Here is a 13,527-nt window from a genome sequence, read left to right on the forward strand (position 1 = left end):
CGCGCAGCGGTGAGGGGGGGTGTCGGTTATCTCCATAGAGGGCATTGTTATTTGAGATAGGTGCGCGGTCGCGACTTTTAAGAACCTGTCACGTGCGCCCCATACTGCTGCCGGCCATACGCCGAAGACGTTGCCTTCGGCATGTGTGAGCCGCCCGCGCGGCACGGCGTCGGCTCAATTAAAAGCCGGCAAAACAGGAATGAAGGCTCATGGCCACGATCACGAATCCCATTCTCGATTTCATGACCAAGCGCGGTTCGGAAGACCGCGTGATCAATCTGAACGAGGTGTTTTCCGGCGAAGGCCTCACCTATACGATCGAGAGCAGCGACCCTTCGGTGGCGGATGTGACCATCGTCGACGGCCTGCTCACCATCGATTTCCTTGAGACGCTGAGCCACACCGACCTCAAGATCACCGCCACCGATGCCGGCGGTTCCAGCGTCACCGACAGTGTGCGGGTGCGCGTCACCGGCGAGAACGCCTATACGATCGCGGTGCTGCCGGATACGCAGGACTACACCAACGCGGCCGGCGTCGAGACCTTCAAGGGCATGACCCAGTGGCTGGTCGACAACAAGGACAGCCTCAACATCTCCTTCGTCACCCATGTCGGTGACATCACCACCGAGAACGGCACCGGCCACTGGGCCTATGCCAAGGAAGCGCTCAGCATCCTCGATGGCGAAATCCCCTACGGCCTGACGCTCGGCAACCATGACGGCGTTTCCGGCAGCTTCCATTCCAGCCGGATCAACGACTATTTCTCGGTCGACGACCTGAAGGCCGCCAATGGCGAGAATTTCGGCGGCACCTACGACCAGGAAGCGGAGCTGTCGAACAACACCTATTCCACCTTCACCGCCCCCGACGGCACCAAATGGCTGGTGCTGAATCTCGAATTCGGCGCGCGCGAGGACGTGCTGCGCTGGGCGGGCGAAGTGATCGAGGACAATCTCGACCACCGCGTCATCCTCACCACCCACTCCTACATGACCTGGGGTGGCCGCCACGACGCCACCGGCGCGCCGCTCTATGACGAGGGCACCGGCTACGATTACGGGCTGGGCAACTCGACCGAAGGCGCCACCGACGGCGAGACCATGTACCGCGAGCTGGTGCAGAAATACCCGAACATCACCTTCACCTTCTCCGGCCACATCTTCGGCGATGCCGCCGAGACGCTGGTGAGCTACGACCAGTTCGGCAATCCCGTCTACCAGATGATGGTGAACTACCAGAACGGCGTGGCGCGGGAGGTCACCAGCGACGCCGGCCAGGGCTCCGGCGGTGCCGGCGGCAATGGCGCCATCCGCCTCGTCACCATCGATCCGGACAACAACTCGGTCTACACCTCGACCTATTTCGCGGCGCTCGACGACTACATGGACAGCGTGCGCGGTGACGGCGAACTCGACCGCGACGGCCTGACCGGCCCCTATCGCGGCCATGAGGAGACCATCACCGGCGTCGAACTCGGCACGCCGGATGTGCCCGCCATCGCCAAGGCCGGCAACGACCAGTTCGTCACCGCCGCGACGGGCGAGGAGAAGGCGCAGGTCACCCTCGACGGCGACTGGACCCTCAACCCCAACAACGACCAGGGCCTGACCTATAGCTGGACCGACCGCGACGGCAATGTCGTCGCCACCAGCGCCACGCCCACGCTCGAACTCGGCGCCGGCCATCACGCGCTGACGCTGACCGTGACCGACAGCGCCGGCCATGTCTCGAAGGACGAGGTCGTCATCGTCGTGTCCAACGAGAACACGCTGCTGGTCGACAATTTCAACGACGGCAACGTCGACGGCTGGACGCGCCCGGGCACGCCCGTGGGTCTTTCCACCGGCACCACCGCCGAATTCGGCATCGCCGATCTTCCCGCCCCGGCACCGGCTGCGGACGATTTCGCCCGGGTTCCCAAGGCGTCCTCGACCCAGGGTCTGAAGGTCACCGCCGATTTCGACACCGCCAGCGGCGCGCTGCTCGGTTCCTATTCGGTGGTGCTCGACATCTATGTGCCTTCGGAAGGCGCCGGCAGCTATACGGCGCTGTTCCAGATCGATGGCGGCGGCACCAATGCCGATGCCGAACTGTTCCTGAAGAAGAGCGGTGATACCGCCGGCCTCGGCACCAACAGCGACTACAAGGGCAGCTTCACCTATGATGCCTGGCACCGCGTGGCGGTGACCTACAGCCAGAACGAGGACGGCACCCTCACGCTGGCCAAATATATCGACGGCGTGCTGGCCGGCACCCAGAGCGTCAGCGGCGACCGCTACAAGCTCGACCCCGAAAAGGGCCTGACGCTGTTTGCCGACAATGACGGCGAGACCAGCGACGTCTACATCTCCAGCGCGCTGATCACCGACAAGGTGTTCACCGCGGCGGAAATCGCCGAACTCGGCGGGGCCAAGGGCGGCGGCATCGTCGACACCGCGCCGAGCGCCAATTCCGTGCAGTTCGACTTCGACGCCGGAAGCACCAGCCCGACCATCGGCGCCGGCGCGCTTGTTCCGCAGGGCGGCCTCGAGGTCGGTTACGACTCGGTCGAGGATTTCGACATTCCGGCGGTGTCCGGGGCGGGCGCCGGTGCGCCGGATGTCACCTTCATTCCCAAGCTCGCCACCAGCCAGGGCCTGCTGCTGACGCCGAGCTCGCCGGTGCCCGCCGGCACCATCGTGTCCAGCTACACGCTGGTCTATGACGTGCTGATCCCCTCCGACGGCGTGAGCGGCTTCACCTCGTTCCTGCAGACCGACGTCACCAATACCAGCGATGGCGAGTTCTTCGTCCGCAGCAGCGACGACGGCACCGGCGGCATCGGCATCGGCGGCAACTACACCGGCGCGTTCAAGTACGACGAATGGCAGCGCGTCGTGTTCAAGGTCGAGGACACTGGCGACAACGTCACCATCTCGAAATATATCGACGGCGTGAAGGTCGGCACCCAGACCACGGCCGACGACCGCTACGAGATCGACCTCAGCAAGGGGGTGATGCTGTTCACCGACGAGGACGGCGAGACCTCGGACCTCTACGTCTCGCACTTCCTGTTCACCGACAAGCTCTACACCGACGCCGAGATCGCGGCGCTCGGCGGCGTGAAGGCGGATGGCATCGTCAGCGAGGCGCCCTCCGACTTCTCGGTGCAGATCGACTTCAGCACCGACGACATGACCGACGATTTCGGCAACGCCCAGGTCGCCGCCACGACGGTCGGCACCGGGGTCGGCGGCTTCATCGTCAAGGGCACGGTGAACTCGCGCGACACCGTCGTCGACGGCCAGGACGCGCTTGAAGGCCGGGTGTTCGAGCAGTCCGACTCCGCCAACAACGTTCTGGTCTGGGGCGAGGCGGCCGCCAAGTCCTGGTCGAACTACACGTTCGAGACCACCATCAAGACCACCGACAATGACGGTGTCGGCGTCGTCTTCTATTACCAGGACGACAAGAACCACTATAAGGTGGTGCTCGACGCCGAGACCAATACCCGCTCGCTGGTCAAGGTGGTGAACGGCGCCGAGACCATCCTGGCCACCGAGCATGCCGGCACGCCGTGGAGCCGCGACTTCCAGCTTAAGGTCGCGGTGGTCGATGGCGAGATCAACGTCTTCCTCGACGGTCACAACGTGTTCGGCACCGTGGTCGACGACACCCCGCTGGTCGGCGGCACGGTCGGCCTCTACTCGAACAACCAGCGCAGCTCGCAGTTCGACAATGTCGCCGTCAACAAGGTGGCGCTCACCGCCCATGCCGGCGACGATGTCCGTGTGCTCGATCTCGACGGCGACGGCCATGTGACGGTGGCGCTCGATGCGGAAGGCACCTACGGCCTCACCGACATCGTCAGCTATGTCTGGACCGATGAAGAGGGCAACGTCGTCGCGCAGGGCAAGTCGGCGCAGGCCACGCTCGACACCGGCGATCAGACCCTGAAGCTGACCGTGACCGACGCCGGCGGCAAGACCGCGACCGACACCCTGCATGTCGACGCGGTCGACGCGGGCCGGGTGCTGCTGGCGGAAGGGTTCGGCTCGGCCGCCTCGCTCGGCAGCTGGACCATCGTCGACGAAGGCGAGTCCGGCGGCATCGGCCCCGACGGGACCTCCTCCCAGTGGGAACTGCAGGACGGAAAGTTCGTCCAGCTGACCGACCTCAAGAGCCGCCAGCTCACCTGGAACGGGGCGTCCAACTCCGATCCGTGGAAGACCGGCTGGAGCCCGCTGGGCGATGGCGTGAACGTGCTGCGCAAGGGCACCTATGCGCTCTACAACGACCCGGCGGCGAAGGAATGGAGCGACTACGCGGTCGAGGCCACCATCGAGACGCCGGACAATGGCGCGCTGGGGCTGCTGTTCTACTACGAGGACGAGAACAACTACTACAAGCTCGAACTCGACGCGAATGGCGACTATGACCGCAACCCGAGCAACGGCGCGGGCAGCCTGTTCCAGCTCATCCAGGTGAAGGACGGGGTCGAGAAGTACCTCAACCAGTTCCCGGCCAAGTACACCCCCGGCGAGGCCTTCGACCTTCGCGTCGAGGTGAAGGACGGCCAGATCCAGGCCTCGGTCGACGGCCAGGCCCTGTTCGCCTACGCCATCGAGGACCACGCCCACGCCAAGGGCACGGTGGGCCTGTTCTCCTGGGACAGCGCGGGCGTCTCCTTCGACAATGTGACGGTGGTCTCGCTGGCGGATGAAGAGCCGGGCGTGCCCGGTGACAATGTGGCCCCGGTGGCGGTCGGCGAGACCGGCTTCACCACCGGCGGCGGCGAGGCGCTGATCCTGAGCGCGGCGCTGCTGCTGGCCAATGACAGCGATGCCGATGGGGACACCCTCGCCCTCCTCTCGGTCGGCAACGCGGTCGGCGGCACGGTGTCGCTCGACGATGCCGGCAACGTGCTGTTCGTGCCGGCGGCGGGCTTCGCCGGCGCCGCGTCCTTCTCCTACACCGTCTCCGACGGCAAGGGCGGAAGCGATACCGCGACGGTGGGAATCACGGTCGAGGGCACGCCCAACCACGCCCCGGCCGCCGAGAATGACCGCCTGTATGCGCTGCAGGACAAGGCCCTGACGGCCTCGCTCTCCAGCCTGCTGGCCAATGACCGCGACGCGGATGGCGACACGCTGTCCATCATCGCGGTGCAGGACGCGACGCATGGCAGCGTGGCGCTGGTCGACGGCAAGGTGGTGTTCACCCCGGCGAACGGCTTCACCGGCGACGCTTCCTTCTCCTACACCGTCTCCGACGGCAAGGGCGGGCAGGATACGGCGACGGTCACCATTGCCGTGCGTCCCCAGCCCAACCGGGCGCCGGTGGCCGCCAATGATGCCGGCTTCTCCACCGCGGCCGGCATCGCCGCGACGCTGGCGGCCTCGCTGCTGCTGGCCAACGACACCGATGCCGACGCCGATGCGCTCACCATCCAGTCGGTGACCTCGGGCACCGGCGGGACGGTGGCGCTCGACGGCACCAATGTGGTGTTCACGCCGGCGGATGGCTTCGAAGGCGAGGCGACGTTTAGCTACACCGTCGCCGACGGCAAGGGGGGCGTGTCGACCGCCACCGTGACGGTGACGGTCGAGCCGGCCGTCGAGCCGGAAGACCCGCATGCGGGCTGGACGCTCGGCACCGACGGGGATGACTCGCTGCGCGGCAACCCGCTGCAGGTCAACAAGATCTACGGTGACGCCGGCGACGACGTCATCCGCGGCGGCCTGCGCGCCGACCAGCTGGACGGTGGCGAAGGCGACGACACGCTCGATGGCGGCATCGGCAAGGATGTCCTCAAGGGCGGCGAAGGCGACGACGTTCTCCATGGCGGCATCGGCAACGACCGGCTGGAGGGCGGCGAAGGCGACGACTTGCTTTATGGCGGCATCGGCAAGGATGTCCTCGACGGCGGTGCCGGCGACGACCAGCTCGAAGGCGGGCTGGGCAATGACCGGCTCATCGGTGGCGCCGGTGACGACCTGCTGCGCGGCGGCCTCGGCCACGACACCTTCGTGTTCGCGGCCAATTCTGGGGTCGACATCATCGCCGACTTCCGTGCCGGGCAGGACACCATCGAGTTCAACGAGCTCGCCTTCGAGACCTTCGACGACATTCTGGCGGCGATGGTCGACAGCGACGACGGCGTGGTGATCCAGCTCGACGACGGCGGCGACCACTACGTCCTGCTGGAGGGTGTCGCCAAGGCCCACCTCGACGCCGACGACTTCTCCATCGTCTGAGCCCCGCGTCGGCAGGCTCTGAATCTCGAGTCCCCAGGCTCGCAAACACGGAGGCCGCCCGAAAGGGCGGCCTCTTTCTGTTGCGCCGGCCGTTCCCGCAGGGCCGCCTGGGCCCGCCGCTATTCGGCGCCTTCGCTGGCGACGACGGCGCCCCCCGAGCTGCGCAGGAAGGCGGCGACGAAGCCGAGGCTCATGAGCAGCACGATGGTCGGGGCCGGCGCGCTGTCGAGGAAGAAGGAGAGGTAGACGCCGAGCAGCGAGGCGGTCACCGCCACCGCCAGCGACACCACCAGCATGGCGGCGAAGGTGCGCGCCAGCAGGAAGGCGATGGCGCCCGGGGCGATCAGCATGGCGATGGCGAGGATCAGCCCCACCGCGGTGAGCGCGCCGACGATGGTGAGCGAGATCAGGCAGAGCAGGCCGTAATGCAGCAGCCCGACCCTGAGCCCGACCGCCCGCGCCTGCACCGGATCGAAGGCGTGCAGCAGGAAATCCCGCCATTTCAGCGCGAGGACCCCCGCCACCACGGCGGCGATCAGCCCGGTCTGCAGGATGTCGCGTGCGGAGACGCCGAGCATGTCGCCGAACAGGATGTGGTCGAGATGCACCTCGGACTGGATCTTCACATAGAGCACCAGCCCGACACCGAACATGCCGGAGAACACGATGCCCATCACCGTGTCCTGCTTGATGCGGCTATTGTCCTTGAGGAACCCGGTCGCCACCGCGCAGAACATGCCGGCCACGAAGGCGCCGATGGCGAAGGGCAGGCCGATGATGTAGGCGAGCACCACGCCGGGAAACACCGCGTGGGAAATGGCGTCGCCCATCAGCGACCAGCCCTTCAGCACCAGGAAGCAGGACAGCAGCGCCATCGGCACCGCCACCAGCCCCGATATGACGAGGGCGTTGACCATGAAGTCGAACTGGAACGGCGCCAGCAGCGTGTCGATCATGGTCAGGTCTCCGTCTCAAGCGCATGGCCCTTCAGCGCCTGCGCCGCCCGTCGCCGCGCCGCCAGCATGCCGTGCTTGGGGGCGAAGACGAAGGCGGTGAGGAACACCAGCGTCTGCAGCACCACGATGATGCCGCCCGTGGCGCCGTCGAGGAAATAGCTCACATAGGCGCCGATGAAGCTGGTCACCGCGCCGATGGCCACCGCGATCATCAGCAGGCGCGGGAAGCGGTCGGCCAGCAGGTAGGCGGTGGCACCGGGCGTCACCACCAGGCAGATGACGAGGAAGGCCCCCACCGTCTGCAGCGCCGCCACGGTGGAAGCCGCGAGCAGGGTGAAGAACACGATCTTCAGCGCGGTCGGCCTGAGCCCGATGGAGCGCGCATGCGCCTCGTCGAAGAACACCGCCATCAGGTCCCGCCATTTCACCAGCAGGATCGCCAGCGACACGATGCCGATGATGGCGAGCTGCAGCGTGTCTTCCGGGGTGATGGTGAGGATGTTGCCGAGCACGATGGTCTGGATGTTCACCGAGGTCGGCGACAGCGAGACCATGAACAGCCCCAGCGCGAAGAAGGAGGAGAAGATCAGCCCGATGATGGCGTCCTCCCGCAGCTTGGTGCGCTGGTTGAGGAACAGCATCGCGGCCGCCGCCAGCCCGCCGGAGAAGAAGGCGCCGATGGCGAAGGGCAGGCCCAGCATGTAGGCACCGGCGACGCCGGGCACGATGGCGTGGGACAGCGCGTCGCCGATCAGCGACCAGCCCTTGAGCATGAGGTAGCAGGAGAGGAAGGCGCAGACCGCGCCGACCAGCGCCGACACCCACATGGCGTTGCGCATGTATTCATAGCCGAACGGCTCGGTCAGCAGGGCGATCACGGGGAATTCTCCCGCGTGCGCGGCGGGCATTCGCCCTTCTCGCCATAGAACACCAGCGGGCGCTCGTCATCGGTCAGCACGGCGAGCTGGCGGCTGTCATCGTCGGCGTGCAGGCCGGCGCCGGCGAGCACGAAATGGCGCAGCACGCCGCCGAAGGTCTTCTCCAGATTGGCCTCGGTGAAGGTCTCGGAGGTGGGGCCATAGGCCAGCACGGTGCCCTTCACCAGCACGGTGCGGTCGCAGAATTCCGGCACGCTGCCGAGGTTGTGGGTGGAGACCAGCATCACCCGGCCCTCGTCGCGCAGCGCGCGCAGCAGGATGATGATGGCTTCCTCGGTCTTCACGTCGACGCCGGTGAAGGGCTCGTCGAGCAGGATTACCCGCGCGTCCTGCGCCAGCGCGCGGGCGAGGAAGACCCGCTTCTTCTGGCCGCCGGAGAGTTCGCCGATCTGCCGCTTGCGGAACTCGCTCATGTTGACGCGGGCCAGCGCCTCGGTCACCGCCGTGCGGTCGGCGGCGCGGGGAATGCGCATCAGGCCCATATGGCCGTAGCGGCCCATCATCACCACGTCTTCCACCAGCACCGGGAAGTTCCAGTCGACCTCCTCGTTCTGCGGGACATAGGCGACGAGGTTGCGTTTCAGTGCCTGTTCGACGCTGCCGCCGAGGATGCTGATCTCGCCGGCGGCGAGGCGCACAAAGCCCATGATCGCCTTGAACAGGGTCGACTTGCCCGAGCCATTGACCCCCACCAGAGCGGTGATGGTGCCGGTCGGGATCTCGAAGCTGGCGTCGCGCAGCGCGGTGTGGCCGTTGCGATAGGTCACGCTCACGCCGCGCACGGCCAGGCCCGGATCGGCGAGGGCCGTGGACGCGGGGACCGTCATGGGCGCGTTCATTGCGACAGCCCCTGGGCGAGGCCCTTCTCGATCGTGTCGGAAGTGACGCGCAGCAGGTCGATATAGGTCGGCACCGGGCCGTCCGCCTCGCTGAGCGAATCGACATAGAGCACGCCGCCATAGAGCGCCCCGGTCTCGCGCGCCACCTGCCGCGCCGGCTTGTCGGAGACGGTGCTTTCGCTGAACACGGCGGGAATCTTGTTCTTGCGCACCGCGTCGATCACCTTGCGCACCTGCTGCGGGGTGCCCTGCTGGTCGGCGTTGATCGGCCAGAGATAGAGCTCCTTCAGCCCGAAATCGCGGGCGAGATAGGAGAACGCGCCCTCGCTCGACACCAGCCAGCGCCTGTCGGCGGGGATGACCTCCAGCTCGGCGCGGATCGGCGCCACCGTCGCCTCGATCTTGGCCTTGTAGGCGGCGGCGTTCGCTTCATAGGTCGCGGCGTTGGTCGCGTCGTATTTCACGAAGGCGTCGCGGATGTTGTCGACATAGATCAGCGCGTTGGTGGGCGACATCCAGGCGTGGGGGTTCGGCTTGCCGCTATAGGGGCCTTCCGAGATGCTGAGCGGGGTGACCCCGTCGGAGACCACCACGCTCGGCACGTCCTTCAGGTTGCGGAAGAACTTCTCGAACCACAGTTCGAGGTTGAGCCCGTTCCACAGGATGAGCTGCGCGCCCTGCGCGCGCTGTATGTCGCCCGGGGTGGGTGAGTAATTATGGATCTCGGCGCCGGGCTTGGTGATCGATTCCACGATGGCGGCGTCACCGGCCACGTTGCGCGCCATGTCGGCGATGACGGTGAAGGTGGTCACCGCCTTGAATTTCGGCGGCACCGGTGCCTGCGCCGAGGCGGTGGCGCCAGCCATGCTGATCATCCCCGCCGCCAGCAGGCCAGCCAGCACCGCGCGCCTCGATCGGTCCCACATCCCAGGCTCCTTTTGCGAATGAGTTGCAGAAGCATTCTACGCCAAGTCGGATGACGTGCAACTGCAAATGAGTTGCATCAAGAAAAGGTCATGCGGGCCACGCCCCTCCCAAGCCCGACGCCCCTCAAGCCGACGCCCCTCAAGCCGACGCCCCTCAAGCCGACGCCCCTCAAGCCGACGCCCCTCAAGCCGACGCCCCTCAAGCCGACGCCCCTCAAGCCGACGCCCGCCACGCCTGGCGTCCCCTGCGCGCCGGAGGCCCGCCGATGGGTTCGAGTTGCCCGTAGAATTTGTGATTATGTAGATATAGAGATATCTTTATATTGTTATTGACAACGGACACGGTTCCGCTCAGGGTGCGGGCGTCACGGTTCTGCGGCGTCCGCGCCGCGGCTAAGAGGGAATCCGGTGAGCCTGTCGGGCGAGGCCGGAGCTGCCCCCGCAACTGTCAGCGGCGAGCCTGTCGTCCACTCCGCGTCACTGAGGCGACGAGCTTCGGGAAGGCCGGGCGGCAGGCGACGACCCGCGAGCCAGGAGACCTGCCGCGATGCCATGATCGTCCCTGGGCGGGGTGTCCCGGTGGTGCGTTGGTGCGTCCGCCGGTGCCTTGCCGGCGCCCGCGCCGCGTGTCCGCTCGGCCTTTGCCCCCAATCCTGATTGGGGTTAGCCGAATGACCTTTGCTTATTCCGCCGGCACGGTGCCGGTTTCCACCCTCGGCACGCCGCGCATCGGCCCGCGCCGCGAGCTGAAATCCGCGCTTGAGAGCTACTGGTCGGGCACGACCGACGCCGCCGCGCTGCAGGACACCGCCGCGCGGCTGCGCGCCGCCAACTGGGCGCGGCAGAAGGCGCTGGGGATCGCCAACATTCCCTCGAACGACTTCTCGCTCTACGACCATGTGCTCGACACCGCGGTGATGGTCGGCGCCATTCCCGCCGCCTATGGCTGGAGTGGCGGGCCGGTGCCGCTCGACACCTATTTCGCGATGGCGCGCGGGTCGCAGGGCGCAGCGCAGGCGGAGGCGGCGCAGGCGGAGGGCTGCGCCCATGGCCACGCGCATCCGCACGCCCACGGGGTGCCGGCGCTGGAAATGACCAAGTGGTTCGACACCAATTATCACTACATGGTGCCGGAATTCGCCCGCGGCCAGCGCTTCGTCCTCGCCGCGACCAAGCCGGTCGAAGAGTATCGCGAGGCGAAGGCGCTCGGCTATGAGACCCGGCCGGTGCTGCTCGGCCCGGTCAGCTTCCTCAGGCTCGGCAAGGCGAAGGAAGAGCGGCTCGACCCGCTGAGCCTGCTCGGCGAATTGCTGCCGGTCTATGTCGAGGTGCTGCGCCGGCTCTGCGCCAGCGGCGCCGCCTGGGTGCAGATCGACGAGCCCTGCCTCGTCACCGATCTCGACGCGCCCGCCCGCGCGGCGCTGCGCGAGGCCTATGGCTTCTTCGCCCATGCGCTGCCCCGGCTGAAGATCATGCTCACGCCCTATTTCGGCGGGCTCGGCGCCAATCTCGACACCGCGCTCGCCCTCCCCGTGGCGGGCCTGCATCTCGACCTGGTGCGCGCGCCCGAGCAGTTGCGCGAGGTCGCCGCCAAGGCCCGGGCCGGCCTCGTGCTCTCCCTCGGCATCGTTGACGGCCGCAATGTCTGGCGCGCCAATCTGCCGGAACTGCTCGACACGCTGGAGCCGTTGGTGCGCCGGCGCGGCACCGATCATGTCGAGATCGCCCCGTCCTGCTCGCTGCTGCATGTGCCGATCGACCTCGCGCAGGAAACCGGCCTCGACCCGGAGGTGAAAAGCTGGCTGGCCTTCGCGGTGCAGAAGATGGAGGAACTGGTCACGTTGGGCACCGCGCTTTCGGGCGGGCGCGACGTCGTGCTGGACAAGCTGCTGCAATCGGGCGCGGCGGCGCGGGCGCGCAAGGCCTCGCCCAAGGTGCACAATGGCGCGGTGGCCGCCCGGCTCGCCGCCGTCACGCCGGAAATGGCGCGCCGCGCCAGCCCTTTCGACACCCGCGCCGGGCGGCAGCGCGCGCGGCTCGGCCTGCCGCTGTTCCCGACCACGACGATCGGCTCCTTCCCGCAGACGCGCGAGGTGCGCCAGGCCCGCGCCGCCCATGGCAGGGGCGAACTGAGCGCGGTCGCCTATGAGGCCCTGCTGAAGCAGGAGGCCACCCGCGCCATTCGCTGGCAGGAGGAGATCGGGCTCGACGTGCTCGTCCATGGCGAATTCGAGCGCAACGACATGGTGCAGTATTTCGGCGAGCAGCTTTCCGGCTTCGCCTTTACGAGGCATGGCTGGGTGCAGAGCTACGGCTCGCGCTATGTCCGCCCGCCGATCCTGTTCGGTGACGTCTCCCGTCCGGCGCCGATGACGGTGGAGTGGTGGCGCTTCGCGCAGTCGCTCACCGACCGGCCGGTGAAGGGCATGCTGACCGGTCCGGTGACCATTCTCAACTGGTCCTTCGTGCGCGACGACCTGCCCCGCAGCACCGCCTGCCGGCAGATCGCCCTCGCCATCCGTGACGAGGTGACCAACCTCGAAGCGGCCGGGGCGGCGATGATCCAGATCGACGAGGCGGCGATCCGCGAGGGCCTGCCGCTGCGCCGCGCCGACTGGGAGGCCTATCTCGGCTGGGCGGTGGAGAGCTTCCGCCTCTGTGCCTCCGGCGTGCGCGACGAGACCCAGATCCACACCCATATGTGCTATTCGGAGTTCAACGACATCATCGCCGCCATCGCGGCCATGGATGCCGACGTGATCTCCATCGAGACCTCACGCTCGAAGATGGAGCTGCTCGACGCCTTCGTCGACTATCGCTACCCCAACGAGATCGGGCCGGGTGTCTACGACATCCACGCGCCGCGCGTGCCGCCGGTGGCGGAGATGGTCGATCTGCTGGAAAAGGCGGTGCGGCGGCTGGCGCCGGCGCAGCTCTGGGTCAATCCCGATTGCGGGCTGAAGACGAGGCAGTGGGACGAGGTGCGCCCGGCGCTGGTCAACATGGTGGCGGCGGCGCACCGCCTGCGCGAGCGCCCGGCGAAGGCCGCCCAATAGATGCGGCGAATCCGGGAGGGCATGCCCGCGCGCGGAAGAAGCCGCCGGACAGGCGCGCCGGCCGCCGAAAGGCGGCCGGAAGGCGGCCGGAAGGAAGCCGCATTAAGCCGTAAGTAGATGACAAGTCGTGATAATATAACCTGTAATTGGTAAAATGCCAACATTTCAACGTGCCGGCGCGGGGGGACTGCAAGCCGGACCAGCCATATAGGTACCCGTTGCAGTCGATCTGCGTTGGCGGAGAGCACCCCTCCCCATGGAATCGACGCTCGAATCACTACTGGAGCACGCCCAATGACGGCAGACGAGATGGCGGAGTTGATAGTGCTCCGGCGCTTTCTGGTGCTGCCGCGGGACGTAGTGTTCGACATCATCGACGCGAACAAGCGGGAAGAGCCGTTCGCTCCTGACCCTCGTGGTTTGAAGCGCATCTGGAAGGATATGAAGCGCTCCCAGAAAGGGTTGCTGTTCGAAGATTACGACCGGAGTAGCGACGAATTCGGCCCGGAGCGCCAAGCCCTGGCCTGCTGCCGGTTTCGTGGACGCGCAGTTAAGCTAATCCCACCTGCCGCT

General features: G+C 66.9%; 7 protein-coding genes and 1 riboswitch. Of the genes, 3 read left to right on the forward strand and 4 right to left on the reverse strand.

Going from position 1 to position 13,527, the window contains the following annotated elements:
• Positions 1 to 209 precede the first annotated feature (209 nt).
• Positions 210 to 6,239, forward strand: coding sequence for a cadherin-like domain-containing protein (locus KHC23_RS15250; protein ID WP_213373510.1), 6,030 nt, complete (start codon positions 210 to 212; stop codon positions 6,237 to 6,239).
• 119 nt (positions 6,240 to 6,358) lie between these two features.
• On the opposite strand, the gene KHC23_RS15255 is transcribed toward KHC23_RS15250, so the two are convergent.
• Genes KHC23_RS15255 through KHC23_RS15270 form a run of 4 tightly spaced genes read right to left on the reverse strand, consistent with a single transcriptional unit; the run spans position 6,359 to position 9,898 of the window.
• Positions 6,359 to 7,201, reverse strand: coding sequence for a metal ABC transporter permease (locus KHC23_RS15255; protein WP_271188697.1), 843 nt, complete (start codon positions 7,199 to 7,201; stop codon positions 6,359 to 6,361).
• The gene (locus KHC23_RS15260) at positions 7,198 to 8,073 is read right to left on the reverse strand and encodes a metal ABC transporter permease (RefSeq protein ID WP_271188690.1); all 876 of its coding nucleotides are present in this window, start codon (positions 8,071 to 8,073) and stop codon (positions 7,198 to 7,200) included. Before KHC23_RS15260 ends, KHC23_RS15255 begins: the two co-directional genes overlap by 4 nt.
• Positions 8,070 to 8,960, reverse strand: coding sequence for a manganese/iron ABC transporter ATP-binding protein (locus KHC23_RS15265; protein WP_213373512.1), 891 nt, complete (start codon positions 8,958 to 8,960; stop codon positions 8,070 to 8,072). Before KHC23_RS15265 ends, KHC23_RS15260 begins: the two co-directional genes overlap by 4 nt.
• Before the next feature lie 8 nt (positions 8,961 to 8,968).
• Positions 8,969 to 9,898 carry a metal ABC transporter substrate-binding protein gene (locus KHC23_RS15270; RefSeq protein ID WP_213373513.1) on the reverse strand — a complete coding sequence of 310 codons (930 nt, stop codon included), beginning with the start codon at positions 9,896 to 9,898 and terminating at the stop codon, positions 8,969 to 8,971.
• A gap of 351 nt (positions 9,899 to 10,249) precedes the next feature.
• A riboswitch (cobalamin riboswitch) is annotated at positions 10,250 to 10,459 on the forward strand.
• Between the two features lie 110 nt (positions 10,460 to 10,569).
• Here KHC23_RS15270 and metE point away from each other — a divergent pair.
• Both metE and KHC23_RS15280 read left to right on the forward strand, forming a co-directional pair.
• Positions 10,570 to 12,954: a 5-methyltetrahydropteroyltriglutamate--homocysteine S-methyltransferase gene (gene metE, locus KHC23_RS15275; protein ID WP_213373514.1), complete on the forward strand. Its 2,385-nt coding sequence runs from the start codon at positions 10,570 to 10,572 to the stop codon at positions 12,952 to 12,954.
• Positions 12,955 to 13,248: 294 nt separating this feature from the next.
• Positions 13,249 to 13,527 (forward strand): hypothetical protein (locus KHC23_RS15280; RefSeq protein WP_213373515.1); only part of this gene is annotated, 279 nt, incomplete at its 3' end.

The sequence above is a fragment of the Ancylobacter dichloromethanicus genome (genome assembly GCF_018390645.1).
Taxonomy (GTDB): Bacteria; Pseudomonadota; Alphaproteobacteria; order Rhizobiales; family Xanthobacteraceae; genus Ancylobacter; species Ancylobacter dichloromethanicus.